Origin of the sequence: Streptomyces sp. 351MFTsu5.1 (assembly GCF_000383655.1) — a bacterium.
GTDB lineage: Bacteria > Actinomycetota > Actinomycetes > Streptomycetales > Streptomycetaceae > Streptomyces > Streptomyces griseorubiginosus.
The window spans coordinates 38,218-63,698 of record NZ_KB911805.1 but is presented as its reverse complement, the minus strand read 5'-3'; the positions used below and the strand labels follow the sequence as shown (position 1 = coordinate 63,698).

The window sequence follows — 25,481 nt, the reverse complement described above, 5'->3', positions numbered from 1 at the left end:
AGAGACCGAGCCGCCGGACCGAGGACGGACACCCCCCACCCCGGCACCGACCCACAACGCACCCGCACGCGCTACACAAGCCCCCACCGAACCGCAACGGGCCGCCGCAGGCATCTCAGGGGCGCGGGGAACTGCGCAAAACGCCCGCCCCCACCACGCCGCAGACAACCGACAACGAGAGGCTCATCGAACCGTGCGCGACGATCTCATCGCTCGGGCCACGACCTGGCTCACCGAGGACCCCGACCCCGACACCCGCACCGAGCTCGCCCAGCTCATCGAATCCGGAGACGTCGCGGAACTGGAAGCCCGCTTCAGCGGCACCCTCCAGTTCGGCACCGCCGGCCTGCGAGGCGAACTCGGTGCCGGCCCGATGCGTATGAACCGCATGGTCGTCATCCGAGCCGCCGCCGGCCTCGCCGCCTACCTCAAGAAGCACGGCAACGAGAACGGCCTCGTCGTCATCGGCTACGACGCCCGCCACAAGTCGCAGGACTTCGCACGGGACACCGCCGCCGTCATGACCGGCGCCGGCCTCAGGGCAGCCGTCCTGCCCCGCCCCCTCCCCACCCCCGTCCTGGCGTTCGCCATAAGGCACCTGGGCGCGGCGGCCGGCGTGGAGGTCACCGCCAGCCACAACCCGCCCCGCGACAACGGCTACAAGGTCTACCTCGGCGACGGCTCCCAGATCGTCCCGCCCGCCGACGCGGAGATCGCCGCGGAGATCGAGGCGATCGGATCCCTCCACGACGTCCCCCGCCCCGACACCGGCTGGGAGACCCTCGACGACACGGTCCTCGACGCCTATCTCGCCCGCACGGACGCCGTACTCGCCGCTGGCTCCCCCCGCACCGCCCGTACCGTCTACACAGCGATGCACGGAGTCGGCAAGGACACCCTCCTCGCCGCGTTCGCCCGCGCGGGCTTCCCCACCCCGGACCTGGTCGCGGAACAGGCCGACCCGGACCCCGACTTCCCGACCGTCGCCTTCCCCAACCCGGAAGAGCCCGGCGCGATGGACCTGGCCTTCGCGAAGGCGAGCGAGACCGACCCCGACCTGATCATCGCGAACGACCCCGACGCAGACCGCTGCGCAGTGGCCGTCAAGGACAACCGCACCAGGGACAACGGCACCAAGGGCAACGGCACCAAGGACGACAACGGCTGGCGCATGCTGAGCGGCGACGAGGTCGGCTCCCTCCTCGCCACCCACCTGGTGACCCGCGGAGCCCACGGCACCTTCGCCGAGTCGATCGTCTCCTCCTCCCTCCTCGGCCGGATCGCCGAGAAGGCGGGCCTCCCCTATGAGGAGACCCTCACCGGCTTCAAGTGGATCGCCCGTGTGGAGGGCCTGCGCTACGGCTACGAGGAGGCGCTCGGCTACTGCGTGGACCCCGAGGGCGTACGCGACAAGGACGGCATCACCGCGGCCCTCCTCATCACGGAGCTCGCCTCCGGGCTGAAGGAGCAGGGCCGCACGCTCACCGACCTCCTCGACGACATCGCCGTGGAACACGGTCTGCACGCCACGGAGCAGCTCTCGGTCCGCGTGGAGGACCTGTCGGTCATCGCCGGGGCGATGGAGAGGCTCCGCGCGCACCCGCCGACCGAGCTCGCGGGTCTGCCCGTCACCGAGGCGGAGGACCTCACCCGGGGCACGGACCGGCTCCCGCCCACCGACGGGCTGCGCTACACCCTCACGGGCGCCCGGGTCATCGTCCGCCCGAGCGGCACGGAGCCGAAGCTGAAGTGCTACCTGGAGGTGGTGATCCCGGTGGCCGGCCACGCGGACCTGCCTGCGGCCCGCACCAAGGCGACCGCCCTCCTGACGACGATCAAGCAGGACCTCTCGGCAGCGGCCGGAATCTGACGAGACCCGACCCCGCCGAGAAACCGCACCCACCCCCGATCCGAGGGGCGGCCCCCGTCCGGGCCGCCCCTCACCCCATCCGTCAGCGCGCCCTCCGCGCCACGACGAACCGATCCACCTCCGCCCCGGTCGCCGCCAGCGCCCGCACGGTCAACGTGGCCGTCCGCCCCGCCGCCGCAGGCTTCACGTCGACCCGGATGAACGAGTAGCCGGTGTACCGCACCCGCGACCAGTCCACGCTCTCGGTGACCTTGCCCCCCGCACCCGTGTAGTACGTGGGCACCGCCCCGACCTCGTCCTCGTGCCCTTCGTAGCTGTCGGCCACGGGAAAGCTGTAGACGCTCTCCCCGCCCGCGCCCGCGGTCACGTAGACGACACCGCCACGGGCCGGCTCGTGCGTCCCCCCGATGGGGAGTTCCCGCACGGCCTTGTCCCGCACCACGGGGTCGGTCCGCTCGTACACGTGGTTGTGCCCGTTGACGACGAGGTCCACCTGGTGCTTCTCGTACAGCGGCACCCACTGCTCGCGCACCCCGCCCTCGGAGGCGTGCGAGCTGGTGGTGGAGTAGGCGCAGTGGTGATGGAACACCACGACGAAGTCGACACCGGGCGTCTTCCGCAGCTGCCCCAACCGCCGGTCCAGCCACGCGGTCTGACGGCCGTCCGTGTATCCCCGGTTGGCCGGGATCTCGTACGACACGTCATTGGCGTCGACCGAGACGACGGCCACGTTCCCGTGCACGAAGGAGTACACGCCCGGCGCCTTCTCCGGGTCGAACCCGTTGCCGGGGAGCGTGAAGCGGGCCTCGTTGCCGCCGTAGCCGTTGGGCGAGTACCAGGCCTCCATGTCGTGGTTGCCGAACGCCACCATCCACGGCACCCGGCTGGAGGTGGGTTCGATCTGCGCGAGGAACTGGTCCCACTGCCGGGCGTCGTAGTTGCTGCTGTCGGCGGGCAGCCCGTGCCCGGTCTCCTCGGCGTAGCAGATGTCACCGGCGTGCAGATGGAAGGCCGGGTTCTGGGCCTGGACGAGGGCGTTGAGGCCGATCGCGGTGTAGCTCGGGTTCTGGTCGCCGAAGGCCGTGAACGTGAAGGGCCGCCTGTTGTGGGCGTGCGGGGCGGTGGTGAAGGAGTAGACGGTGTGCGCGGCCCCGGGGTGTGCCGGGTCGAAGCCGCGGTGGCCGACGCCGTAGTAGTAGGTGGTCCCGGGGCGCAGGTTGTCCAGGGCAGCGTGCACGTAGTACTGGTCGATGTCGGCGCTCTTGCCGACCCCGGCCGGGGTGAACAGGTCCCGCACCTCGGCGGGGACCTTGTGGCCGAGGTCGAGCGGGCTGAGCCCGATCCGCAGGAAGGGGTCGCGGACGGGCAGCGGAACCTGCCAGGACACCCGCATCTGGGTGCGCGGGTCGGCGCCGTAGGCGAGGTGGCGGCCGAACGGCGCCACGAGCGCGCCGTCGACGTGCTCGGTGGCGGAGCGCGTGACGAGGTCCGGCGTGGCCGCCCGTGCCGTGCCGCTCGCGGCGAGTCCGGCCGTGCCGGCGACGGCGGTCGCGGCGAGCAGACCGCGCCGGGACAGGGTCCGCCGGAGGTACTCGTGCCGCTCCGGCATGCTCAGGGTGTCCGCGAGACGGGCGGGGATGCCCATGCGCGGGGAGTTCAGGGGTGCGTTCATGGCCGGAGGCTGACAGCGGCCGGTGAATGGCGATTGGACTGGACCTCTGCGTTGGCCCATGTACGGGTCCGTAGCACCCCATCGGGTGATTTAGGAATGGATGTTGACCTTGGTTCCGCGTCCGGCCCCCGCTCCCGGGCAACGGTGGACGGGAAGCCCACCCGAGCCAGTCCTGGAGGCCCGTCACCGTGTCCTCGACCGCCCTCCGGCCGCCCCCGAACCGAGCGAACGGCACGGCCGCCGCCACCGACGCCCCGGACACCTCCCACCCCCGCGTCCCGGCCCTGGCCCGGGCCCTCCTCGCCTACGTCGGCGTACGCGCCCTGGGCCTCGCGGTGCTGACCCTGTGGGCGCACCGCGGGCACCACGGCGTCTGGCCGATCCTGGCGACCCAGTGGGACGCCGAGTACTACCTCGGCATCGCCGACCACGGCTACGCCCGTGCGCTGGGCGGCATGGACGGCGGCAACAACCTGGTCTTCTTCCCGCTGTACCCGGTCCTGGTGAAGGCCGTCGCCGCCGTCACCCCGGGCTCCCGCGCCACCACGGGCCTGTGTCTGGCCGTCGCCGCCTCCCTGCTCGCGGCCTGGGGCGTTTACGCGGTCGGCAACCGCCTGCACGGCCCGCGGGCGGGTGTCCTGCTAACCGTGCTGTGGGCCGCGCTCCCGGTCGGCCTGGTCCAGTGGATGGGCTACACGGAGTCCCTGTTCACGGCATGCGCGGCCTGGGCCCTGTACGCGCTGCTCACCGACCGCCCCCTCACCGCGGCCTGTCTCGCGACCCTGGCAGGGCTGACCCGCCCGACGGGCATCGCGGTGGCCGCCGCCGTCACCCTGACCTGCCTGCTCTCCTGGCGCCGCCCCCGCGCCCTCCTCGCCGCCTTCCTGGCCCCGCTCGGCTGGTGCGCGTACGTCGGCTGGGTGGGCCTGCGCCTGCACCGCGCGGACGGCTACTTCGCCGTGCAGCGCACCTGGCGGAACGAGGTGGACGGCGGCCTGGACACCCTGCGCCAGTTCAGAAGCCTGCTGCTGTACGACCCGACACCGGAACTGTTCCTGCTCCTGGTGACGGCGACCCTGCTGGCGTCGACGGCCCTCTTCGCCCTGTCGCTCCGGGACCGCCAGCCGGTCGCGCTGCTGGTCTTCACAGCCGTCACCCTGCTGATCGTCCTGACCAGCGGCGGTGTCTACTTCCCCCGAGCCCGCTACCTGCTCCCGGCGTTCCCCCTGCTGCTCCCGATCGCCGTACGGCTGATGAAGGCACCGGCCCGCTACCGCCGCATCGTCGTGAGCTTGGCTGTACTGGGTTCGGCGTACTGGGGCGCCTACATGACCTTGGTATGGACAGGCCCACCATGAGGGCTTTTAGCTTTTAGGGGCGCGGGGCTGTATCAATTTGCGGCTACCGCCGCGTGGGCGCGACAAGCCACGACGAACCCGCACCCGCCGAACAACCCCCAACGGCACCCCGAAACGCGCTACCCAACCGCCGCCAGAATCAACAACAGCACCGCCCCCGCCACCGCAGGCCCGACGATCTCGTAGGCCCACCGCACCGAAACCTCCCCCTGAGACGCCTTCGCCTGCCCCCGCGCCTCCAGCAGATCCCCCAGGTCATCCATGATCTGGTCGGTCTCCGCCCGCGTCGGCCCCTCGGGAACCGGCGTGCGGCCACCGAGGCCGTCCATCTGCATACCCCCGCCGAACAGCCCGAGCCCCCGGCTCGGTCGGCGACCGGACTCCTGCCGGGCGGTCTGCCGGGCCGCCTTCTTGCGGCCGCGCAGCGAGACCGGGATCGCCCACAGCTGGTACTTGGTGCCGGACTTGGCGAGGACCTCGTTCGAGAACCCGGAGCGCAGCATCTCGACCTCGCCCCAGGGCAGGACGATCACGCGGAAGGGGTTGCGGATGCGCAGCCGGTCGTGGTTGGCGAAGACGGCCGGGCGGAGGGTGAAGGCGATCACCAGCGGTACGAGGAGGAGCAGCGTGGCGAGGGCGAACCACGGCGTGTTGCCGCTGCCCGAGACGACCGCGTCGAAGCCGAGCCAGCCGATGATGACGAGGAGGAGGAAACCGCCGATCAGCGCCATGGGTGAGCGGTAGATGCGGTCCCTGGATTCCGGGGTTGCGGACGACATGCTGGCGATCCTAAGCGCCGCCGGTAAGAGCGTTCGTTCGACCCGCTCGCCTTCCACGGCGGTGACCTGCCCCCCTGTACAGCCGCTACGCGCGTAGATATGCTCGTCTGGTGACCATGCCCACCACTGCATCAGCCGCACACCCGCTCACGGACGTGACCGCGTCCGACAGCACGCTGCGCCGGTTCCTTCACGGGCTGCCCGGCGTGGACGCCGTCGGTCTGGAGGCCCGCGCCGCCTCCCTCGGCACCCGTTCCATCAAGACGACCGCGAAGGCGTACGCCATCGACCTTGCCATCTCGATGGTCGACCTGACGACGCTGGAAGGCGCGGACACCCCGGGCAAGGTCCGGGCGCTCGGCGCCAAGGCGGTCCGCCCCGACCCGACCGACCGGACGACCCCCGCCACGGCCGCGGTCTGTGTCTATCCCGACATGGTGGCCGTCGCCAAGGAGGCCGTCGCCGGTTCCGATGTGAAGGTCGCCTCCGTGGCCACCGCCTTCCCGGCCGGCCGCGCCGCCCTGCCCGTGAAGCTGGCCGACGTGCGCGACGCCGTGGCCGCCGGTGCGGACGAGGTCGACATGGTCATCGACCGCGGGGCGTTCCTCGCGGGCCACTACATGAAGGTGTACGACGAGATCGTCGCCGTGCGCGAGGTCTGCGGGACCGACGCCCGGCTCAAGGTCATCTTCGAGACCGGCGAGCTGTCGACGTACGACAACATCCGCCGCGCGAGCTGGCTCGGCATGCTGGCCGGCGCGGACTTCATCAAGACGTCCACCGGCAAGGTCGCGGTGAACGCCACTCCCGCCAACACCCTGCTGATGCTGGAGGCGGTGCGCGACTTCCGCGCGCAGACCGGCGTCCAGGTGGGTGTGAAGCCGGCCGGCGGCATCCGCACCTCCAAGGACGCGATCAAGTTTCTCGTCCTGGTCAACGAGACCGCCGGCGAGGACTGGCTGGACAACCACTGGTTCCGCTTCGGCGCCTCCTCGCTCCTGAACGACCTGCTGATGCAGCGTCAGAAGCTGGCCACCGGCCGCTACTCCGGCCCCGACTACGTGACGGTGGACTGATCACCATGGCATCTGCATCCGCATTCGAGTACGCCCCGGCACCCGAGTCCCGCTCGGTCGTCGACATCGCCCCCTCCTACGGGCTGTTCATCGACGGCGAGTTCGTGGAGGCGGCCGACGGCAAGGTCTTCAAGACCGTCTCCCCGTCCACCGAGGAGGTCCTGTCCGAGATCGCCCAGGCGGGCGAGGCGGACGTGGACCGCGCGGTGGCGGCCGCCCGCAGGGCCTTCGAGAAGTGGTCGGCGCTGCCCGGCTCCGAGCGCGCGAAGTACCTGTTCCGCATCGCCCGGATCATCCAGGAGCGCAGCCGTGAGCTCGCCGTCCTGGAGACCCTGGACAACGGCAAGCCCATCAAGGAGACCCGCGACGCCGACCTCCCCCTGGTCGCCGCGCACTTCTTCTACTACGCGGGCTGGGCCGACAAGCTGGAGCACGCCGGGTTCGGGGCCTCGCCGAAGCCCCTCGGCGTGGCCGGTCAGGTCATCCCGTGGAACTTCCCGCTGCTGATGCTGGCGTGGAAGATCGCGCCCGCACTCGCCACCGGCAACACGGTGGTGCTGAAGCCCGCCGAGACGACCCCCCTCTCCGCGCTCTTCTTCGCGGACGTCTGCCGCCAGGCGGGCCTGCCCAAGGGTGTCGTCAACATCCTGCCGGGCTACGGCGACACGGGCGCCGCGCTCGTCGCGCACCCGGACGTGAACAAGGTCGCCTTCACCGGCTCCACCGCCGTCGGCAAGGAGATCGCGCGGACCGTGGCGGGTTCGCGGAAGAAGCTCACCCTCGAACTGGGCGGCAAGGGCGCCAACATCGTCTTCGACGACGCCCCGATCGACCAGGCCGTGGAGGGGATCGTCAACGGCATCTTCTTCAACCAGGGCCAGGTCTGCTGCGCGGGCTCCCGGCTGCTGGTCCAGGAGTCGATCCAGGACGAGCTGCTGGACTCCCTCAAGCGCCGCCTGTCCACGCTCCGCCTCGGCGACCCGCTCGACAAGAACACCGACATCGGCGCGATCAACTCCGCCGAGCAGCTCGCGCGGATCACCTCCCTCGTCGACAAGGGTGCGGCCGAGGGCGCCGAGCCCTGGTCCCCGGAGTGCGAACTGCCGTCCGCCGGCTACTGGTTCGCCCCGACGCTCTTCACGAACGTCACCCAGGCGCACACCATCGCGCGCGACGAGATCTTCGGCCCGGTCCTCTCGGTGCTGACCTTCCGCACGCCCGACGAGGCGGTCGCCAAGGCGAACAACACGCAGTACGGCCTGTCGGCCGGCATCTGGACCGAGAAGGGCTCGCGGATCCTGGCGGTCGCGAACAAGCTCCGGGCCGGGGTCGTCTGGTCCAACACCTTCAACAAGTTCGACCCGACCTCGCCCTTCGGCGGCTACAAGGAGTCGGGCTTCGGCCGCGAGGGCGGTCGCCACGGCCTGGAGGCATACCTCGATGTCTGACCGCTTGAATGTGCTCAAGACCTACAAGCTGTACGTCGGCGGGAAGTTCCCGCGTTCCGAGAGCGGCCGGGTGTACGAGGTGACCGACGCAAAGGGCAAGTGGCTGGCGAACGCGCCGCAGTCCTCCCGCAAGGACGCCCGTGACGCGGTCGTGGCCGCGCGCAAGGCGTTCGGCGGCTGGGCGGGCGCCACCGCGTACAACCGCGGCCAGGTCCTGTACCGGGTCGCGGAGATGCTGGAGGGCCGCAGGGCGCAGTTCGTCCACGAGGTGGCCGACGCGGAGGGCCTGTCGAAGTCGAAGGCCGCCGAGCAGGTGGACGCGGCGATCGACCGCTGGGTCTGGTACGCCGGCTGGACCGACAAGATCGCCCAGGTGGTCGGCGGCGGCAACCCGGTGGCGGGCCCGTACTTCAACCTGTCCTCACCGGAACCGACCGGCGTGGTCGCGGTCCTGGCCCCGCAGGAGTCCTCGCTCCTGGGCCTGGTGAGCGTCCTCGCCCCGGTGATCGCCACGGGCAACACCGCGGTCGTGGTGGCTTCGGAGAGGTCCCCGCTGCCCGCCCTCTCGCTGGCGGAGGTCCTGGCCACCTCGGACGTCCCCGGAGGCGTGGTCAACGTCCTCTCGGGCCGTACGGCGGAGATCGCGGCCCCGCTCGCCTCCCACCAGGACGTCAACGCGATCGACCTGGCGGGCGCGGACGAGGTCCTCGCGAAGGAGCTGGAGATCGCGGCGGCGGACAACCTGAAGCGGGTCCTGCGTCCACAGCCTGTGGACGACTGGGCGGCGACGCCGGGCATCGAGCGCCTGACAGCCTTCCTGGAGACGAAGACGGTCTGGCACCCGACGGGTTCGCTGGGCGCCGGGGGCTCCTCGTACTGAAGACAGCGGCCTCAGGCCGCGTCTTCAGGGGCGCGGGGAACTGCGCGACCAGCCACGACGCACCTTCACCCGGCAACGGTCCGCCGCTCCCCGCCGCCCCCTCCGTGTCACCCGCCGAGCAGCCCCGCCACCTGCCCCACCACCGGCAGCGACCCGATCGACTGCGCCTGCGCGACCGGTCCCGTCAGCGCCTGCGTGGCCAGCGGCTGGAAGTCGGCGAGCTGGGTGCCGACCCCGTTGTCGAGCGGGTCGACTCCCGTGCCCGCGAGCGGGTTGGGCTTGAGTCCGGCCACCGGCCCGGTGACGTATCCGACCGTGCCGGTGAGGCCCTGCAACCCCGCCTGCGGGTCGACGTTCCCCAGGGAGGTGGGCCGGGTGCGCATCACGTCGACGACCGGTTCCGCGGCTGAGGCCGCCGCCGCTCCGGCGCCGAGCGCCACTCCCGCGGTCGCCAGGGCGACCAAAGCCCGCTGGGCGGTCGGGTTCTCGTATCGGGCCATCGTTGCTGCCACCTTCTCCGTACGCGGGGTAATCGAGTCGGCACGAAGGGTAGTTGAAGTGTGACGCGCGCTTCAAAGCCGACCCGCGGGGTCGATGAACAGCAGGTGAATGCCTCACACTGGTGTCCCGTGAGCTCCCAACCGCCCATACCGACGCGAGTCGTGCTGCTCTGCGGCCCCTCCGGCTCCGGCAAGTCCCTCCTCTCGGCCCGGTCCGGCCTTCCGGTCCTCCGGCTCGACGACTTCTACAAGGAGGGCACCGACCCCACGCTGCCGCTGGTGGCGGGGAGCTCCGACATCGACTGGGACCATCCCGGGTCCTGGGACGCGGACACCGCGGTCGCGGCGATCGTGGACCTGTGCCGTACGGGCCGTACGCACATCCCCGTCTACGACATCTCGCTGAGCGCCCGCACCGGCGAGGAGGCGGTCGACCTGGGCCGCACCCCGCTGTTCATCGCGGAGGGCATCTTCGCCGCGGAGATCGTCACGCGCTGCCGGGAGCTGGGGGTGCTGGCCGACGCGCTGTGCCTGAGCCGGGGCCCGGTGCGCACCTTCCGGCGCCGGTTCCTGCGGGATCTGCGGGAGGGCCGCAAGTCGGTGCCGTTCCTGCTGCGTCGCGGCTGGCGGCTGATGCGCCTGGAGCGCTCGATCGTCGCCCGCCAGACCGCCCTCGGCGCCCACCCCTGCGACAAGGACGAGGCCCTCGCCCGGCTCACCGCCGCGGCGGCCCACCCCCGCCCGGCGGCGACTCCGGCGGCCTGAACGCGAACGGCTCCTTCTCCGTCGTAGGACCGGAAAACGGTCCCTCGAAAGGAAGCCGATGACAACTGCCCTGCGGGTCCTCGCGTTCGTCCTCCTCGCAGCCGTCGCCGGCTGCGACCCGGCCGAGGAGCACGGTGCGGCCGCCTCCTCCTGCGCGGGCACTGTGCGGTACGAGAACCGTGTCTATCTGCCTGCCGGAGAGATCGGCTTCACGGTGGGCGAGCGGCTGGGGATTGCCGAGATCCCCGAGTGCGACGACACCCCGGGCGACTCCGAGGTCACGATCCCGCGGGGCACCACCGTCGCGTACGCCGTCGAGGGGCGCGAGCCCGCCGAGGCCGTCGCCGTCGGTGACACGCCCGCCGGGGCCCGGCTGATGGAGGCCGGCTGACCGGAAAACGGCGAAGCGGGACTGGACGGACCCCCCGGCCCTCCAGTCCCGCTTCCTGGTGCTTCCCCGTTGTCCCCCGCCCGGGTACCGGCCCCCCAGCCGATACCCGGTCCCCCACTCTGTGGTGCGGTCCCCCCGCTTGTGGTGCTCTCCCCCACTGGTGGTGCTGTCCCCCCGAACCCTCAGGCCACGAGCTCCCCGAAGGCGTTCTCCTCGTCACGGCCGAAGCTGAGGACCTCGTCCTCGCGCAGCCGGCGGAGCGACCGCCAGATGCTGGACTTCACCGTGCCGACACTGATGTCGAGGATCTCCGCGATCTCCGGGTCGGTGCGGCCCTCGTAGTAACGGAGGACCAGCATCGTGCGCTGGAGTTCGGGGAGCCGGGCGAGCGCCTGCCACAGGACCGCGCGCAGTTCGGTGCCGCGCATCGCGTCCGTGTCGCCGGGCGTCTCCGGCAGTTCCTCGGTCGGGTACTCGTTCAGCTTGCGGCGGCGCCACGCGCTGATGTGCAGGTTCGTCATGGTGCGGCGCAGGTAGCCCCCGACCGCGGCCTTGTCGCTGATCCGGTCCCACGCCCGGTATGTCGAGAACAGCGCGCTCTGGAGCAGGTCCTCGGCCTCGAAGCGGTCACCGGTCAGGTGGTAGGCGGTGGCGTACAGGGAGGCGCGGCGCTCCTGGACGTAGGCGGTGAACTCCGCCTCCGACAGCGAACGACGCTCCCCCGAGCCCTCCCTGTACGACGATCCCCCGTGCGTTTCCCCCGTGCTGGTGTCAACCACCGACATGTACGTCGTGTGCTGACGCCCGGTGCCGCGAGCGCACCCCCGCCCGCTTGCGGCACCGGACTTCTCCGGACCCCGGCCCCCGTTCACGTCGTGGAGACGCGTGATCACTGCGCCAGTGTTGGTGCTGTGCAGCGTGTTCATCTCGCGCCCCCCGTCGTGGACTTCCGGTGTTCGGTCGTTCCGGGCGGTACTTCCTTGCCCGTGCCGAGAAGCTTGCCCTCGCACCTTCATGGCCGTGTCCGCCGACTGTCACAGACCTGTCACAGGGCACCGTTGCAGGAATCGCACAGGACGGGCACAGAGAGCAGCGGTATGCGCACGCACGTGTACAGGTGTCGATACCCGACCGTGCCATGGGCCAGAATGAGCCCGTGCCTTCCCTGTTGCTGATCGAGGACGACGACGCCATCCGTACGGCCCTGGAGCTGAGTCTCACGCGCCAGGGCCACCGGGTTGCCACCGCTGCCACCGGCGAGGACGGCCTCAAACTGCTGCGTGAGCAGCGGCCGGACCTGATCGTGCTGGACGTGATGCTGCCCGGTATCGACGGGTTCGAGGTGTGCCGGCGCATCCGGCGCACGGACCAGTTGCCGATCATTCTGCTGACCGCGCGCAGCGACGACATCGACGTGGTGGTCGGGCTGGAGTCCGGCGCCGACGACTACGTGGTCAAGCCGATCCAGGGACGGGTCCTCGACGCCCGGATCCGGGCCGTGCTGCGCCGCGGCGAACGCGAGTCGACCGACGCGGCGAGCTTCGGGTCCCTGGTCATCGACCGTGCGGCCATGACCGTCACGAAGAACGGCGAGGACCTCCAGCTCACGCCGACCGAGCTGCGGCTGCTCCTGGAGCTGAGCCGGCGGCCCGGACAGGCGCTGTCCCGGCAGCAGTTGCTGCGGCTGGTGTGGGAGCACGACTACCTCGGCGACTCGCGCCTGGTGGACGCCTGTGTGCAGCGGCTGCGCGCCAAGGTCGAGGACGTGCCGTCGTCCCCGACGCTGATCCGGACCGTGCGGGGCGTGGGCTACCGGCTGGACACACCTCAGTGACCGAAGCGCAAGGGGGGCTCCGCGGCTGGCTCGCGGCGCGCAAGGGTGCGTGGTCACGGCTGCGCTTCACCAGTCTGCGGCTGCGTCTCGTCGTGGTGTTCGGGCTGGTGGCGCTGACCGCGGCCGTGTCCGCGTCCGGTATCGCCTACTGGCTCAACCGCGAGGCGGTCCTCACCCGCGCCCAGGACGCGGTGCTGCGGGACTTCCAGCAGGAGATGCAGAACCGCGCGGGCGCACTGCCCGAGGAGCCCACGCAGGACGAACTCCAGCAGGCGGCGGGGCAGATGGCGGGCAGCAGCCAGCGCTTCAGCGTGCTGCTGGTGGGCACCGACGGGAACGGCAAGACGGTGTACGGCACTTCGGGCGCCCTGGACGGGTTCACGCTCCAGGACGTGCCGGTGTCGCTGCGCGAGGCGGTGAACGAGAAGCAGAGCGTCAACTCCTCCAACAAGTCCGCCTACCACCTGTACTGGCAGCGGGTCGTCGACCACGACACGCCGTATCTGGTCGCCGGCACGCGCGTGATCGGCGGTGGCCCGACCGGGTACATGCTCAAGTCCCTGGAGCCGGAGGCCAAGGACCTCAACTCCCTCGCCTGGTCGCTGGGGATCGCCACCGGCCTCGCCCTGATCGGCTCCGCGCTGCTCGCGCAGGCCGCCGCGACGACCGTACTGAAGCCGGTGCACCGGCTCGGGGTCGCCGCCCGGCGGCTCGGCGAGGGCCGCCTCGACACCCGGCTCAGGGTGTCCGGCACCGATGAACTCGCGGACCTGTCAAGGACGTTCAACTACGCGGCCGAGGCGCTGGAGAAACGGGTCGACGACATGGCGGCCCGGGACGACGCCTCGCGCCGTTTCGTGGCGGACATGAGCCATGAGCTGCGGACGCCGCTCACCGCGATCACCGCGGTGACGGAGATCCTGGAGGAGGAGCTGGAGGCGGAGTCCGGCTCGATCGACCCGATGATCGAACCGGCGGTGCGTCTGGTGGTCAGCGAGACCCGCCGGCTCAACGACCTCGTCGAGAACCTGATGGAGGTCACCCGCTTCGACGCGGGTACGGCCCGGCTGGTCCTGGACGACGTGGACGTGGCGGACCAGATCACCGCGTGCATCGACGCGCGCGCGTGGCTGGACGCGGTGGAGCTGGACGCCGAGCGTGGTATCCACGCCCGTCTCGACCCGCGGCGCCTCGACGTCATCCTCGCCAACCTCATCGGCAACGCGCTCAAGCACGGCGGCTCCCCGGTGCGGGTGGCCGTCCGGGCCGCCGACGACGAGGTGGTCATCCGGGTCCGGGACCACGGCCCCGGCATCCCCGAGGACGTCCTGCCGCACGTCTTCGACCGCTTCTACAAGGCCAGCGCCTCCCGCCCGCGCTCCGAGGGCAGCGGCCTCGGCCTCTCCATCGCCCTGGAGAACGCCCACATCCACGGCGGCGAGATCACCGCGGCCAACTCCCCCGACGGCGGTGCCGTGTTCACCCTCCACCTCCCCCGCGACGCCTCGGCCCTGACGGAACAGCCGACGGATGCCGAGAAGGACGAAGCCGGGGCGACGAAGGGGGACGCGTGATGACCGGGCAGCGGGAACAGCGGGGCCGGGGCAGCCGGGCGACACGGACGCTGGCCGCCTCGCCGGTGCCTCCCGCGGCCTCGCCGGTGCCTCCCGCCGCTCCCTCGCTCGACGGCCGCGCGGCCCGTCAGGGCGGCGGTTCGCCGTCGCGGCGGCCGGACGCGGAACAGTCCCGGACGCGGCGCCCCGGTGTCACCGTGCGGCGGCTGCTCGCCGTGCCCCTGCTCGCCGTGCTGGTCGCCGGGTGCGGCATCCGCTCCACCGAGGTGCCCACCGACTTCGGCCCCGCGCCCTCCCGGGTGCGCTGCTCGCTGTCGGAGTCGGGGGCGGCCCAGGCGACCGGAGGACTCGACGTGCAGGTGTTCCTGCTGTGCGGGTCGTCACTGGTCGCCGTGGACCGGACCGTACGGGTACCGGACGGCACCGAGGACTCCGCCCGGCGGGTGCTGGTCGCCCAGGGACTCCTCGATCAGCTCGCCGAGGCGCCGTCCGCCGCGGAACGGGACGCCGGCTACCAGACGTACGTCCGCGGCGGCACGACCGTCAGCGGGCCGCGCCCCAGGGACCCCGAGGACACCCTCCGGCTGAGCACCCCGCCCACCGAGCTCTCCCGCTACGCCCTCGCCCAGCTCGTGTGCACGTTCTCCGGCTCGGCCGCGGCCGAGGGCGACGGCTCCGTCATCCTGGGCGGCCCCGGCACCGCCCCCGTGCGCCGCTACGACTGCACCGACGAGGTCCGCTCCCAGCCGGGCAGCCACCAGCCGCCGTCGAGCGAGGTGACGAAGGGCTGACGGGGGGCCTGACCACCACGTGTGGCGCAGACCTCACCCAGGTACCTCGGGGTGTTCCGGAACCGATCGTGCCGAGCCCGGCGTCTACGCGATCGTGCAGCAAGGCTTCATCGGCGGCAATGCCGCCCTTCGCGTCCGTGTGGCAGGAGGTGTCCTCCTCGTCGCACATCTCGCGTTCGTCGCCTGGTTCACCCTGCGCCCCCTCGACGTCCCCTGGGTCGTCCCCGCCAACCTGCACCCCCTGGCCGGCATCCGCGCCGACCTCGCCCTCGGCTGGCAGGAGGCGGCCCGCCGGATCGGCGAGGGGCTCGCCCTGCTCGCCCCGCTCGGCATCCTGATCCCGATGGCGCACGGCAGGCTCTGGGCGTCCACGCTGGGCTCCCTCATCCGTACGTCCGCCGCCGGCGCCCTGATCTCCCTGGGCATCGCGCTGCTCCAGACCGGTGTCCCCGGCCAGGTCGTCGACATCGACTCGCTGCTCCTGAACACCGCCGGTGTGGCGCTCGCGCACCTCGCGGTCGTGCCGGCCGCCCGCCACTGGCTCCGCCGCGGGACCGGACACGGCCCGCGCCCCTCCGTCCGCCAGGAGGAGCCGGCTCAGGGTAGGACCCCGACGATTCCCAGGGTCGGGATCGCCCCGTAGAGCGACGCTTTGTGTCTTTCGTCTCCGTAGCGTGGAAAGCAGTTGGGACGGGTCACTCGGACTCCCCCACCGACGCTCACGAAGGAGCCGCAATGTCCCGCCTCGCCCGCCCCACCAACGGCCGCATGATCGGCGGCGTGTGTGCCGCGCTGGCACGGCGCTTCGGCACCTCCGCGACCACCATGCGCGTGATCTTCCTGGTCTCCTGCCTGCTGCCGGGCCCCCAGTTCCTGCTCTACATAGCGCTGTGGATCCTGTTCCCCTCGGAGGAGAAGGCACAGACCGCCTGGTGACATCCCGTGCGCACGTACGCCGGTGGGGCGCACCCCGTGTCCAGGGGTGCGCCCCACCGGCGCGTGCGAGGAGCGGCGGGCGTCAGCCGAGCGGCAGGCCGTTCACACCGGTGCCGGCGCCGCCGCCGGGCAGGACCTTGCCGATCGGCAGGCCGCCGAGGAGACCGGCGACGGGCGCGGTCGGACCGTCGGCAAGCACACGCTCGGCGGCGGGCTGCGCGGCCGCGAGGCCCGCGCCGAGAGCCGGCTGGGCCTGCGCCAGCGCCTCACCGGCACCCGGCAGCGCCTTGGTGAGGTTCTCGGTGGGGAGCCCCTGGGAGACGGAGCCCAGCGCCTGGGTGGCGTCCGGGACCGCCGGAGCGGCGTTCGCGGCACCCGCGCCGGCCGCGGCGAAGGCGGCACCGAGGGCGGCGACACCGAGGGTCTTGGCAGCAGACTGCTTCATGAATTGCGTCCTCGAAATGGGTTTACGGGGATGTGAGCGGTCCACGACCGTAAACATGCACACCCGCCCGCCGCAAACATCGAAATGCGGACGGATTGTGAACACCCGCCCGCATTCCGCACCAGGGAATTCCCGCGCTCAGCCTTCCTCGGCGACAGAACCGCTGGTGGAGGCCGTCTGCTGGAACAGCCATTCGGACTTCAGCTCGGCATATCCGGGCTTGATGACGTCATTGATCATGGCGAGTCGTTCATCGAAAGGAATGAACGCTGATTTCATCGCATTGACGGAGAACCACTGCATGTCGTCGAGCGTATAGCCGAACGCATCGACCAGGTGATCGAATTCGCGGCTCATACCGGTACCGGACATCAGCCGGTTGTCGGTGTTCACGGTCGCCCGGAAGTGCAGCCGCCGCAGGAGTCCGATCGGGTGCTCGGCGTACGAGGCGGCCGCCCCGGTCTGGAGGTTGGAGCTGGGGCACAGCTCCAGCGGGATCCGCTTGTCCCGGACGTAGGAGGCGAGCCGGCCGAGCTTGACCGTGCCGTCCTCGTGGACCTGGATGTCGTCGATGATGCGCACCCCGTGCCCGAGCCGGTCGGCGCCGCACCACTGGAGGGCCTGCCAGATGGACGGCAGCCCGAAGGCCTCGCCGGCGTGGATCGTGAAGTGGTTGTTCTCGCGCTTGAGGTACTCGAAGGCGTCGAGGTGCCGGGTGGGCGGGTAACCGGCCTCGGCGCCCGCGATGTCGAAGCCGACCACCCCGAGGTCGCGGTAGCGGTTGGCGAGTTCGGCGATCTCCAGGGCCCGGGCCGCGTGCCGCATCGCGGTGAGCAGGGCGCCGACGCGGATACGCCTGCCATTGGCCCGCGCCCTGCGCTCGCCCTCCCGGAAGCCCTCGTTGACGGCCTCGACGACCTCTTCGAGGGTCAGGCCCTTTTCGAGATGCTGTTCGGGGGCGTACCGCACCTCCGCGTAGACGACGCCGTCCTCGGCGAGGTCCTCGGCGCACTCGGCGGCCACCCGCACCAGCGCCTCGCGGGTCTGCATGACGCCGACGGTGTGCGAGAAGGTCTCCAAGTAGCGTTCCAGCGACCCCGAGTCGGCGGCCTCGCGGAACCAGACGCCGAGCCGGTCCGGGTCGTCCTCGGGGAGGCCGGTGTACCCGGTCTCGCGGGCGAGGTCGACGACCGTGCCGGGGCGCAGCCCGCCGTCGAGGTGATCGTGCAGCAGAACCTTGGGTGCTCGGCGGATCTGGTCCGAGCTCGGGGAGTTCCCCGTCCGGTCAGTCGTGCTCGTCATTTCCGCACTCTAACGCCTACGCGCGTAGATCGCCCGTTGTACGAATCCGTCGATACGTAACGGTGACCGCCCCGCCCCGTGTCGTCCACTCGCACTTCTGACACTGTTCTGTCATGGCACAGCAAGCGACGCCGGTTCGCAGCGCCCGACTGGGCAGGACACTCGGCCCGGAGCCGGCGGCGGTGAGCGGTGTGGTGCTGCTCCTCCCGAGCGGCGACGAGACCTCTCTGCGCAGGCCCTCCGCCATGCGACTGCCGTGCGCCGCACGGGCGTTGGGGCGGCGACTGGCCCGCGCGGGCCGGCGGGACGGGCTGGCGGCGCACCTGGTGCACTACCGCTACCGCGGGTGGAACGGCAGCGAGGCGCATCTCGCGCACGACGCCAACTGGGCCGCGGACGAGGTCGTACGGCGCTACGGGGACGTACCCGTGGCCCTGGTCGGTGTCGACATGGGCGGGCGGGCGGCGCTGCACGCGGGTGGGCACGAGGCCGTCAACTCCGTGGTGGCGATCGCACCTTGGCTGCCCGAGGAGGACGTGGCGGCCTCGCCCGAACCGGTGAAGCAGCTCGTGGGGCGGCGGGTGCTCCTGGTGCACGGCACGAACGACCGGCGCACCGACCCCGAACTGTCGTTCCGGCTCGCCTCGCGGGCGAAGAAGGCGAACCGGGAGGTGTGCCGGTTCGAAGTCCACTCCGACGGACACCGGTTGCACCAGTACCGCTCCGAAGTCCAGGCGCTCACCGAGGACTTCGTGATGGGGGCGCTGTTCGGGCGGGCGCTGTCCCGTCCGGTGCAGGACGCGCTGGCGGCGCCCCCGCCACTGGGGCTGCGGATGCCGCTCGCTTCGGGGTTCGGGGCACGGCGGCGGTAGGTCGGGGCGGGCGGTAGGTCGGGGCGGGCGGCAGGTCAGGGCAACAGGCTGCCCCTTCTCGACAGCAGGAACTTCTTGAAGGCGGCCACCGGGGGTGTGTCCGGGTGGCCGTCCAGCCAGGCGACGCCGATCTCCCGTACCGCTCGTGGCGCGGTGACCGTCAGTTCCGAGACCCCTGGCCGGGGGAAGGCCGGCGGCGGAAGCAGCGCGACCCCGAGTCCCGCCGCCACCAGGCCCCTCAGGGTCTCCGCCTCCTCCCCCTCGAAGGCGATCCGCGGTTTGAAGCCCGCCTCCTGGCAGAGGTCGTCGGTGATGCGGCGCAGGCCGTAGCCGGGTTCCAGGGTGACGAAGACCTCGTCGGCGGCCTCGGCGAGGCGGACCCGCTTACGCCCGGCCAGGGGGTGGTCGGCGGGGACGACGAGCCGCAGCTTCTGCTCGTCGAGGCGGCGGGCGACGAGGTCCGGGGCGTCGGGGACCGGTGAGGTCAGGCAGAGGTCGAGTTCGCCCGCGCGCAGGCGCTCGATCATCGCCTCGCCGTAGTTCTGGACCAGGCTGAAGCGGACCCGGGGGTGGTCGGCACGGAAGGCGCGGATCAGGCCGGGCACGGTCTCCGAGCCCATCGTGTGCAGGAACCCGAAGGCGACCTTGCCGGTGGCCGGGTCGGCGTCGGCCCGGACCTCGTCGGCGGCGCGCTCGATCTCGGCGAGGGCCCGCTCGACGGAGGCGAGGAAGGTGCGTCCCGCGGGGGTGAGCGAGACCGTACGGCCGATGCGGGCGAACAGGTCGACGCCGAGGTCCTGCTCCAGCCGGACCATCGCACGCGAGAGCGTCGACTGGGGTACGTCCATCTCCTGGGCGGCGCGGGTGACGTGTTCGGTGCGGGCGACACCGGCGAAGTAGGCCAGGCGGGGCGCGAGGAGGGGGACGATGTCTTCTGTGTCACTGGACGGTGACAGGCGAGCCTGTGACCTCTGCTGATGCACCATGGGAACGATTATGGCGAATCCATGCATTGGACGGATGAGAGGAACCGTACGTAACTTCGAGGCATGCCTGCCAGTACCGAGGCGTCCACCCGCGTGGACGCCGTGTCACCCGTCTCCGCCTCCGACGCCCCCGACTCCCCCGACTCCCGTATGGCCCCGGGCGGCCCCGGCTACCGCCGGATGAGCTTCGCCCTCTTCCTCGCCGGTGTCGCGACCTTCGCGCTGCTGTACTCCACGCAGGCCCTCCTCCCGCTGATCTCGGGCGAGTTCGGGGTGGCGGCGAGCGAGGCGAGCTGGACGGTGGCGGCGGCTACCGGCGGACTGGCGCTGTTCGTGCTCCCGATGAGTGCCCTCTCCGAGCGCTTCGGACGCCGTACGGTCATGACGGCCTCGCTGGCGGTCGCGGTGACGGTCGGTCTGCTGGTCCCCTTCGCGCCCTCGCTGCCCGCGCTGGTCGCGCTGCGGGCGGTGCAGGGGGCGGCCCTGGCGGGGCTGCCGGCCTCCGCGACCGCGTATCTGGCGGAGGAGGTCCGCCCCAAGGCCCTGGTCACGGCGATCGGCCTGTTCGTCGCCGGCAACAGCGTCGGCGGGATGAGCGGCCGGGTCATCACGGGCTGGGTCGCGCAGGAGTGGGGCTGGCGGGTGGCCGTCGGGGTCATCGGCGCGCTCGCGGTGGCCTGTGCGGTGGCGTTCCGCCTGCTGCTGCCGGCGCCGAGGCACTTCACGGCGGGCTCGCTGCGGCCGCGTGTGCTGCTCGGCACGGTCCGCGGACACCTCTCCGACCCTCTCCTGCGCCGCCTCTACGCCATCGGCGCGCTGTTCATGACGGTCTTCGGCGGCGTCTACACGGTGATCGGCTACCGCCTGACCGAGACGCCCTTCTCGCTGCCCCAGGGCATCATCGGCTCGATCTTCCTGGTCTACCTGGTGGGCACGGTGTCCGCGTCGACGGCGGGCCGCCTGGTCGGCCGCCTCGGCCGCCGGGGTGCCCTGTACGCGGCGGGCGGCACGACGGCGACGGGTCTGGTCCTGTCCCTCGCGGGCTCCCTGCCGCTGGTCCTGCTCGGCCTGGTCCTGATCACGGGCGGCTTCTTCGCGGGGCACGCGGTCGCGTCCTCGGCGGTGAGCAAGACAGCCGTCCACGGCCGCGCCCAGGCCTCGGCCCTCTACCAGTCCGCCTACTACATCGGCTCCAGCGCGGGCAGCACGATCGGCGCGCTCGCCTTCCACGCGGGCGGCTGGACCGGAACGGTCACGGTAGGCCTCCTCGCGGTGCTCGGCGTGGTGTCGATCACCGTCCTCGGAACACGTGCGGCCCGGACGGAGCAGCGGCTCGCGACGGCCTGAGCCGCACGTTTCTCTTCCCCCTGACCGGGGTCGGCCGGTCAGGGGGATTTTTTGACCCTGCCGCCCTGTCCGTCCCGCCCCTGGGGGCTGCGCCCGCAGACCCCCATCGGCCCGAAATGCCTCGTCCTCAAACGCCGGACCGGCTGAAGTCAGCCCCTCCGGCATTTGAGGAGCGGGGGTCGGAGGGGGCAGCGCCTTCTGGTGACGGGACCGGTAGGGGCGGAGGGGGCGAGAAGCCTCCGACCTGCACGTTCTTCCACTCCGCACGCCATTGTCAGACCCCTGCGGTAGTTTCCGAGTACTGGGCGCAAAGGCGCGAGACAGCACGGCCACAGGGGTGGGTGGACGATGACGGACAGCACGGCGACGACGACGGACCTCGACATCAGGCTCGAGAAGCACCGCACCGAGCTCACCGGGTACTGCTACCGCATGCTCGGCTCCTCCTTCGAGGCCGAGGACGCCGTCCAGGACACGATGGTGCGGGCCTGGCGCAGCTACGACAAGTTCGAGGGCCGCTCCAGCCTTCGCTCCTGGCTGTACCGCATCGCGACCAACGTCTGTCTGGACATGCTGACGGCCGGCAACAAGCGCGCCCGCCCCATGGACCTCTCCGAGTCGACGCCCCTCGCCCAGGCCGCCCTCTCCCCCCGCCCGGACCACACCTGGCTGGAGCCGATGCCCGACAACCGCGTCCTGCCGACCGTCGAGGACCCGGCCGAGGCGGCCGTCGCCAAGGAGACCGTGCGTCTCGCCTTCATGGCCGCCCTCCAGCAACTGCCCCCCAAGCAGCGCGCGGTGCTGATCCTTCGCGAGGTCCTCGCCTGGAAGGCGAGCGAGGTCGCCGAGCTGCTCGACACCTCCGTCGCCTCGGTCAACAGCGCCCTCCAGCGCGCCCGCGCCACCCTCGCCGAGCGGGAGCAGCAGGGCGCCGACGCGGCCGTCTCCGACCCGCTGGACGAAGAGCAGCAGAAGCTCCTGGACCGCTATGTGAAGGCGTTCGAGGGGTACGACATGACGGCCCTGACAGCCCTCCTCCACGAGGACGCCATCATGACGATGCCGCCGTTCGACCTGTGGCTGACGGGCCACGACGACATCACCGGCTTCATGACCACCCTGGGCTCCGCCTGCGAGGGCTCCCGCCTGATCCCGGTCCAGGTCAACGGCCTGCCGGGCTTCGCCCAGTACAAGCCGGACCCCGAGAAGGGCGGCTACGCCCCCTGGTCGATCCAGGTGCTGGAGATCTCAGACGGCCGGCTCACCGGGTTCCACTTCTTCCTGGACACCCAGCGCTGGTTCCCCCTGTTCGGTGTCCCCCTCCACCTCGAAGCGGAGGCCGACGAGGTCGAGGAGGGCGTGTAGTCCGGGGTCGGGATCGCGGAGTCTGATCCGGCCGCCGGCCCGCCGGGCGGCCAGCTGGAGCCGGGCGAGCAGGTCCACCGCACCGAGCCCGGGCGGCCCGAGCCCGGCGACATCGCACACCACGACCCGGGCACCGGTGGCCCGCAGCAGCGTTCGCACCTCGTCGCCGAGCCCCGTCACCTCGTCCCGGGTGACGGGGCCGGTCAGCACGAGCACAGCGGGTGTCATGGCGTCCACGATCGGTAGACCGGGCGGGTCGGCGTAACTCATCGGCCCCGCGTGAGGACGGCCCGCTCGGCGCGGGCAGGATCACGTTGACCTGGGCGGCGGCTTCCCCCGAGGGTTACCTGTATGCGCCACCCATCAGCACCTCCCTGGATACGCCACCCCCTCCTCACCCTTGGGGAGTCCCCGTGCAGGGAGTGCTGACCGGCTTCGCGGTGATCGCGGTGGTGATCGGGGTCGGCTATCTCATCGGCCTGCGCGGCTACCTCGGCGACCAGGGCCGCGAGGTCCTGACCAAGCTGGCGTTCCATGTGGCGTCCCCGGCCCTGCTGTTCACCACGCTCGCCCGGGCCGACCTGTCGGTGATCTTCTCCAGCCGCCTGCTGGTGACCGCGCTCAGCACGGCAGCGGCGGCGGGCGTCTTCGTGGCGGTGGGTGTCGTACGGGGCTGGGGTCTTGGCCGTACGACGATCGGCGCGCTGTGCTCGTCGTACGTCAACTCCGGCAACCTCGGCATCCCGATCGCGGTGTACGTCCTCGGCGACGCGTCCCTCGTCGCACCCGTGCTGTTGTTCCAGCTGGTGGGGGTGACACCGGTCGCGCTGACGGTCCTCGACCTGGCCTCGGGCGAGGGTGCGAAGGGCCCTGTGTGGCGACGGCTGCTCACTCCGCTGCGCAATCCGATCGCGGTGGGCTCGCTGGCCGGGGTGGCGGTCTCGGCGGCGGGCCTGAAGGTACCGGCCCCCGTGATGGACCCCCTGACCCTCATCGGCGGCATGTCGGTCCCGGCGGTCCTGCTCGCCTTCGGCATCTCCCTGTGCGGCAGCACGATGCCCGGCCGGGGCCCGGACCGCGGGCTCGTCCTGCTCTCGGTCGCACTGAAGTCGGTGGGTCAGCCGGCCGCGGCCTGGGCGCTGGCCGCCGGGGTCTTCGGCCTCCACGGAGCGCAACTCCTCGACGTGGTGGTCACCTCGGCGCTCCCGGCCGCGCAGAACCTCTACACGTACGCGTCGACCTACGGCGTGGGCGAGCGGTTGGCCCGGGATTCGATCCTGGTGTCCACCGTGTTCTCGGTGCCGGTGCTGGTGGTCGTGGCGACGCTGCTCGGTTGACTCACGTCTCGGGGAACTCGCCGGTGTCGATGACGAGGTCGAAGGGCGCGGGGAGGGTGAGCAGCTCACCGAACTTGGCGACGGCCAGCGGGCGGTAGACGTCTCCCTGGGGCTCTCCGTAGAGGGTCGCGGTGGGGCCTTCGGGTGCCCAGCGGTCGACGAGGAGGTAGAGGGGGATGCCGGCGGAAGCGTACGCGGCGGGCTTGCTCACACGGTCGTGGCGGGCGGTGGCCCGGGAGGTGACCTCGACGACGAGTTCGGCCCTACCGGCGTCCACGAAGCCGGGGTCGGTCGTGCGCAACGCGTCCTCGGGCACCACGGCGGCATCGGGGACGTAGAGACCGAGTCGTGGCGGCACCGCGAGAGCCAGTCGCTGGTAGACGCCCCAGTCCTCCGGGAGTCCCTCGTAGAGGCGCCTGTGCAGGTGTTCGATCGTGCCGTGATGAGCCTGCGCGGAGTACGGCGTCACGGTGACCAGCCCGTCGATGATCTCCAAGCGGCAGCCTCGGGGAACGTCGGACTGGCGCCAGACCCAGACCAGTTCGTCCCACTCGCTGTCGGTCATGATGTAGTCGCCGTCGAGCACGTCCATGGCGTCGGCCAACATGCCGAACGGGACCGGCGCGCAACCGCACCGATCCCGTTCACCCGAAAGAGCCTCTGCTCAGGCGATGCGCTCCAGCACCACCGGCGACGCCGTGAACGCCGTACCCGGCGCCTCGATGTCGTAGGAGCCCTCGATCGACTGGAGGGCGTACTCGAAGCGTTCCGGGGTGTCCGTGTGCAGGGTCAGCAGGGGCTGGCCCTCCGTCACCGTGTCGCCCGGCTTCGCGTGCATCTCCACGCCCGCGCCCGCCTGCACCGGGTCCTCCTTGCGGGCACGCCCCGCACCGAGGCGCCAGGCGGCCACGCCGATGCCGTACGCGTCGAGACGGGTCAGGACGCCCGAGGACGGCGCCTTGATGACGTGCTGCTCGCGCGCCACCGGCAGTTCCGCGTCCGGGTCGCCGCCCTGGGCCGCGATCATCCGCCGCCAGGCGTCCATCGCGGAGCCGTCGGCCAGCGCCTTCGCCGGGTCGGCGTCCCGGATGCCCGCCGCGGCCAGCATCTCGTGGGCCAGCGCGACGGTGAGCTCCACGACGTCCGAGGGGCCGCCGCCCGCCAGGACCTCCACCGACTCGCGGACCTCGAGGGCGTTGCCCGCCGTGAGGCCGAGCGGGGTCGACATGTCGGTGAGGAGCGCGACCGTCCGGACGCCGTGGTCGGTGCCCAGGCCCACCATCGTGGACGCAAGCTCGCGCGCGTCCTCGATGGTCTTCATGAAGGCGCCGGTGCCGACCTTGACGTCGAGCACGAGCGAACCCGTGCCCTCCGCGATCTTCTTCGACATGATCGAGGAGGCGATCAGCGGGATCGCCTCGACCGTGCCGGTGACGTCCCGCAGGGCGTACAGCTTCTTGTCGGCCGGGGCCAGGCCGTCGCCCGCCGCGCAGATCACCGCGCCCGTCCCCTCCAGAACGGAGAGCATCTCCTCGTTGGACAGCAGGGCGCGCCAGCCGGGGATCGACTCCAGCTTGTCGAGCGTGCCGCCGGTGTGGCCGAGGCCCCGGCCCGAGAGCTGGGGCACCGCCGCGCCGCAGGCCGCCACCAGGGGCGCCAGGGGCAGCGTGATCTTGTCGCCGACACCGCCCGTGGAGTGCTTGTCGGCGGTCGGGCGGGAGAGGGACGAGAAGTCCATCCGCTCGCCCGAGGCGATCATCGCGGCCGTCCAGCGGGCGATCTCGCGGCGGTTCATGCCGTTGAGGAGGATGGCCATCGCGAGCGCGGACATCTGCTCGTCGGCGACCTCCCCGCGGGTGTACGCGTCGATGACCCAGTCGATCTGCTCGTCGCTGAGTTCGCCGCGGTCCCGCTTGGTGCGGATGACGGAGATGACGTCCATGGCCATGCAGG

26 protein-coding genes are annotated in these 25,481 nt (G+C 71.5%); 16 read left to right on the top strand and 10 right to left on the bottom strand.

Annotated elements, in window-relative coordinates:
• The first annotated feature begins 193 nt into the window (after positions 1-193).
• Entirely contained in the window at positions 194-1,870 is a 1,677-nt protein-coding gene (locus H295_RS0141470; RefSeq protein WP_020141264.1) for a phospho-sugar mutase, read from the top strand.
• Between the two features lie 82 nt (positions 1,871-1,952).
• On the opposite strand, the gene H295_RS0141465 is transcribed toward H295_RS0141470, so the two are convergent.
• A complete protein-coding gene (locus tag H295_RS0141465; protein WP_020141263.1) occupies positions 1,953-3,515 on the bottom strand; it encodes a purple acid phosphatase family protein in 1,563 nt (520 codons plus the stop codon).
• 215 nt (positions 3,516-3,730) lie between these two features.
• Between H295_RS0141465 and H295_RS0141460 the strand changes: the two genes are divergently transcribed.
• On the top strand, positions 3,731-4,900 hold the full coding sequence (locus H295_RS0141460) for a hypothetical protein (RefSeq protein WP_020141262.1): 1,170 nt from the start codon (positions 3,731-3,733) through the stop codon (positions 4,898-4,900).
• Between the two features lie 119 nt (positions 4,901-5,019).
• Here the strand turns inward: H295_RS0141460 and H295_RS0141455 are convergent, their stop codons facing one another.
• A complete protein-coding gene (locus tag H295_RS0141455) occupies positions 5,020-5,679 on the bottom strand; it encodes a PH domain-containing protein (RefSeq protein WP_028810224.1) in 660 nt (219 codons plus the stop codon).
• A gap of 116 nt (positions 5,680-5,795) precedes the next feature.
• Here H295_RS0141455 and deoC point away from each other — a divergent pair, with 116 nt between their 5' ends.
• The 3 genes from deoC to H295_RS0141440 are packed head-to-tail and all read left to right on the top strand — an operon-like array spanning position 5,796 to position 9,083.
• Complete coding sequence (gene deoC, locus H295_RS0141450) at positions 5,796-6,755, top strand: deoxyribose-phosphate aldolase (protein WP_028810223.1); 960 nt, start codon at positions 5,796-5,798, stop codon at positions 6,753-6,755.
• 5 nt (positions 6,756-6,760) lie between these two features.
• A complete protein-coding gene (locus tag H295_RS0141445; protein ID WP_020141259.1) occupies positions 6,761-8,203 on the top strand; it encodes an aldehyde dehydrogenase family protein in 1,443 nt (480 codons plus the stop codon).
• Positions 8,196-9,083, top strand: a complete 888-nt coding sequence (locus H295_RS0141440) for an aldehyde dehydrogenase family protein (RefSeq protein WP_028810222.1) — start codon at positions 8,196-8,198, stop codon at positions 9,081-9,083. The genes H295_RS0141445 and H295_RS0141440 overlap by 8 nt, the downstream gene beginning before the upstream one ends.
• Before the next feature lie 107 nt (positions 9,084-9,190).
• Here the strand turns inward: H295_RS0141440 and H295_RS0141435 are convergent, their stop codons facing one another.
• Positions 9,191-9,583: a hypothetical protein gene (locus H295_RS0141435; RefSeq protein ID WP_020141257.1), complete on the bottom strand. Its 393-nt coding sequence runs from the start codon at positions 9,581-9,583 to the stop codon at positions 9,191-9,193.
• A gap of 60 nt (positions 9,584-9,643) precedes the next feature.
• Here H295_RS0141435 and H295_RS0141430 point away from each other — a divergent pair, with 60 nt between their 5' ends.
• Complete coding sequence (locus H295_RS0141430) at positions 9,644-10,348, top strand: uridine kinase (protein ID WP_078616902.1); 705 nt, start codon at positions 9,644-9,646, stop codon at positions 10,346-10,348.
• 58 nt (positions 10,349-10,406) lie between these two features.
• Complete coding sequence (locus H295_RS0141425) at positions 10,407-10,739, top strand: DUF6281 family protein (protein WP_020141255.1); 333 nt, start codon at positions 10,407-10,409, stop codon at positions 10,737-10,739.
• 182 nt (positions 10,740-10,921) lie between these two features.
• Here the strand turns inward: H295_RS0141425 and H295_RS0141420 are convergent, their stop codons facing one another.
• Entirely contained in the window at positions 10,922-11,665 is a 744-nt protein-coding gene (locus tag H295_RS0141420; RefSeq protein ID WP_020141254.1) for a SigE family RNA polymerase sigma factor, read from the bottom strand.
• A 230-nt stretch (positions 11,666-11,895) separates the two neighbouring features.
• Here H295_RS0141420 and afsQ1 point away from each other — a divergent pair, with 230 nt between their 5' ends.
• The 5 genes from afsQ1 to H295_RS0141395 all read left to right on the top strand — a co-directional run bounded on the left by afsQ1 (position 11,896) and on the right by H295_RS0141395 (position 15,874).
• Entirely contained in the window at positions 11,896-12,573 is a 678-nt protein-coding gene (gene afsQ1, locus H295_RS0141415) for a two-component system response regulator AfsQ1 (RefSeq protein ID WP_020141253.1), read from the top strand.
• Positions 12,570-14,147 (top strand): sensor histidine kinase, encoded by a 1,578-nt coding sequence (locus tag H295_RS0141410; protein ID WP_020141252.1) that lies wholly within the window; start codon positions 12,570-12,572, stop codon positions 14,145-14,147. The genes afsQ1 and H295_RS0141410 overlap by 4 nt, the downstream gene beginning before the upstream one ends.
• Positions 14,148-14,344: 197 nt before the next feature.
• Positions 14,345-14,938, top strand: coding sequence for a hypothetical protein (locus tag H295_RS0141405; protein ID WP_028810221.1), 594 nt, complete (start codon positions 14,345-14,347; stop codon positions 14,936-14,938).
• Between the two features lie 91 nt (positions 14,939-15,029).
• The gene (locus H295_RS0141400) at positions 15,030-15,581 is read left to right on the top strand and encodes a VanZ family protein (RefSeq protein WP_028810220.1); all 552 of its coding nucleotides are present in this window, start codon (positions 15,030-15,032) and stop codon (positions 15,579-15,581) included.
• 92 nt (positions 15,582-15,673) lie between these two features.
• Entirely contained in the window at positions 15,674-15,874 is a 201-nt protein-coding gene (locus tag H295_RS0141395) for a PspC domain-containing protein (RefSeq protein WP_020141249.1), read from the top strand.
• Between the two features lie 82 nt (positions 15,875-15,956).
• Here the strand turns inward: H295_RS0141395 and H295_RS0141390 are convergent, their stop codons facing one another.
• Together H295_RS0141390 and H295_RS0141385 are read right to left on the bottom strand one after the other, a co-directional pair.
• Entirely contained in the window at positions 15,957-16,319 is a 363-nt protein-coding gene (locus H295_RS0141390) for a hypothetical protein (RefSeq protein ID WP_020141248.1), read from the bottom strand.
• A 138-nt stretch (positions 16,320-16,457) separates the two neighbouring features.
• Complete coding sequence (locus tag H295_RS0141385; RefSeq protein WP_020141247.1) at positions 16,458-17,621, bottom strand: adenosine deaminase; 1,164 nt, start codon at positions 17,619-17,621, stop codon at positions 16,458-16,460.
• A 113-nt stretch (positions 17,622-17,734) separates the two neighbouring features.
• On the opposite strand from H295_RS0141385, the gene H295_RS0141380 reads away from it, so the two are divergent.
• Entirely contained in the window at positions 17,735-18,493 is a 759-nt protein-coding gene (locus H295_RS0141380) for an alpha/beta fold hydrolase (RefSeq protein ID WP_043218854.1), read from the top strand.
• Between the two features lie 35 nt (positions 18,494-18,528).
• Here H295_RS0141380 and H295_RS0141375 read toward each other — a convergent pair whose 3' ends face one another.
• Entirely contained in the window at positions 18,529-19,479 is a 951-nt protein-coding gene (locus tag H295_RS0141375) for a LysR family transcriptional regulator (protein WP_020141245.1), read from the bottom strand.
• Positions 19,480-19,542: 63 nt separating this feature from the next.
• Here H295_RS0141375 and H295_RS0141370 point away from each other — a divergent pair, with 63 nt between their 5' ends.
• Both H295_RS0141370 and H295_RS0141365 read left to right on the top strand, forming a co-directional pair.
• Complete coding sequence (locus H295_RS0141370; RefSeq protein WP_020141244.1) at positions 19,543-20,826, top strand: MFS transporter; 1,284 nt, start codon at positions 19,543-19,545, stop codon at positions 20,824-20,826.
• A gap of 348 nt (positions 20,827-21,174) precedes the next feature.
• Positions 21,175-22,191, top strand: coding sequence for a sigma-70 family RNA polymerase sigma factor (locus tag H295_RS0141365; RefSeq protein WP_020141243.1), 1,017 nt, complete (start codon positions 21,175-21,177; stop codon positions 22,189-22,191).
• Here the strand turns inward: H295_RS0141365 and H295_RS46365 are convergent.
• Complete coding sequence (locus H295_RS46365) at positions 22,075-22,461, bottom strand: STAS domain-containing protein (RefSeq protein ID WP_158691132.1); 387 nt, start codon at positions 22,459-22,461, stop codon at positions 22,075-22,077. The two genes, H295_RS0141365 and H295_RS46365, sit on opposite strands and share 117 nt — an antisense overlap.
• Positions 22,462-22,604: 143 nt before the next feature.
• On the opposite strand from H295_RS46365, the gene H295_RS0141355 reads away from it, so the two are divergent.
• Positions 22,605-23,528 carry an AEC family transporter gene (locus H295_RS0141355; RefSeq protein WP_020141242.1) on the top strand — a complete coding sequence of 308 codons (924 nt, stop codon included), beginning with the start codon at positions 22,605-22,607 and terminating at the stop codon, positions 23,526-23,528.
• Between the two features lies 1 nt (position 23,529).
• On the opposite strand, the gene H295_RS0141350 is transcribed toward H295_RS0141355, so the two are convergent.
• The gene (locus tag H295_RS0141350; RefSeq protein ID WP_020141241.1) at positions 23,530-24,135 is read right to left on the bottom strand and encodes a Uma2 family endonuclease; all 606 of its coding nucleotides are present in this window, start codon (positions 24,133-24,135) and stop codon (positions 23,530-23,532) included.
• 57 nt (positions 24,136-24,192) lie between these two features.
• A complete protein-coding gene (locus H295_RS0141345) occupies positions 24,193-25,476 on the bottom strand; it encodes a thymidine phosphorylase (RefSeq protein WP_020141240.1) in 1,284 nt (427 codons plus the stop codon).
• Positions 25,477-25,481 lie beyond the last annotated feature (5 nt).

Excerpts from the sequence above, each read along its gene's own strand:
- H295_RS0141370 (WP_020141244.1), top strand. The coding sequence starts at position 19,543 with ATGCCTGCCAGTACCGAGGCGTCCACCCGCGTGGACGCCGTGTCACCC.
- H295_RS0141345 (WP_020141240.1), bottom strand. The coding sequence starts at position 25,476 with ATGGCCATGGACGTCATCTCCGTCATCCGCACCAAGCGGGACCGCGGC.
- H295_RS0141380 (WP_043218854.1), top strand. The coding sequence starts at position 17,735 with ATGGCACAGCAAGCGACGCCGGTTCGCAGCGCCCGACTGGGCAGGACA.
- H295_RS0141455 (WP_028810224.1), bottom strand. The coding sequence starts at position 5,679 with ATGTCGTCCGCAACCCCGGAATCCAGGGACCGCATCTACCGCTCACCC.
- H295_RS0141420 (WP_020141254.1), bottom strand. The coding sequence starts at position 11,665 with ATGAACACGCTGCACAGCACCAACACTGGCGCAGTGATCACGCGTCTC.
- H295_RS0141425 (WP_020141255.1), top strand. The coding sequence starts at position 10,407 with ATGACAACTGCCCTGCGGGTCCTCGCGTTCGTCCTCCTCGCAGCCGTC.
- H295_RS46365 (WP_158691132.1), bottom strand. The coding sequence starts at position 22,461 with ATGAGTTACGCCGACCCGCCCGGTCTACCGATCGTGGACGCCATGACA.
- H295_RS0141440 (WP_028810222.1), top strand. The coding sequence starts at position 8,196 with ATGTCTGACCGCTTGAATGTGCTCAAGACCTACAAGCTGTACGTCGGC.
- H295_RS0141390 (WP_020141248.1), bottom strand. The coding sequence starts at position 16,319 with ATGAAGCAGTCTGCTGCCAAGACCCTCGGTGTCGCCGCCCTCGGTGCC.
- H295_RS0141365 (WP_020141243.1), top strand. The coding sequence starts at position 21,175 with ATGACGGACAGCACGGCGACGACGACGGACCTCGACATCAGGCTCGAG.
- H295_RS0141465 (WP_020141263.1), bottom strand. The coding sequence starts at position 3,515 with ATGGGCATCCCCGCCCGTCTCGCGGACACCCTGAGCATGCCGGAGCGG.
- deoC (WP_028810223.1), top strand. The coding sequence starts at position 5,796 with ATGCCCACCACTGCATCAGCCGCACACCCGCTCACGGACGTGACCGCG.
- H295_RS0141375 (WP_020141245.1), bottom strand. The coding sequence starts at position 19,479 with ATGGTGCATCAGCAGAGGTCACAGGCTCGCCTGTCACCGTCCAGTGAC.
- H295_RS0141395 (WP_020141249.1), top strand. The coding sequence starts at position 15,674 with ATGTCCCGCCTCGCCCGCCCCACCAACGGCCGCATGATCGGCGGCGTG.
- H295_RS0141445 (WP_020141259.1), top strand. The coding sequence starts at position 6,761 with ATGGCATCTGCATCCGCATTCGAGTACGCCCCGGCACCCGAGTCCCGC.
- H295_RS0141385 (WP_020141247.1), bottom strand. The coding sequence starts at position 17,621 with ATGACGAGCACGACTGACCGGACGGGGAACTCCCCGAGCTCGGACCAG.
- H295_RS0141350 (WP_020141241.1), bottom strand. The coding sequence starts at position 24,135 with ATGTTGGCCGACGCCATGGACGTGCTCGACGGCGACTACATCATGACC.
- H295_RS0141435 (WP_020141257.1), bottom strand. The coding sequence starts at position 9,583 with ATGGCCCGATACGAGAACCCGACCGCCCAGCGGGCTTTGGTCGCCCTG.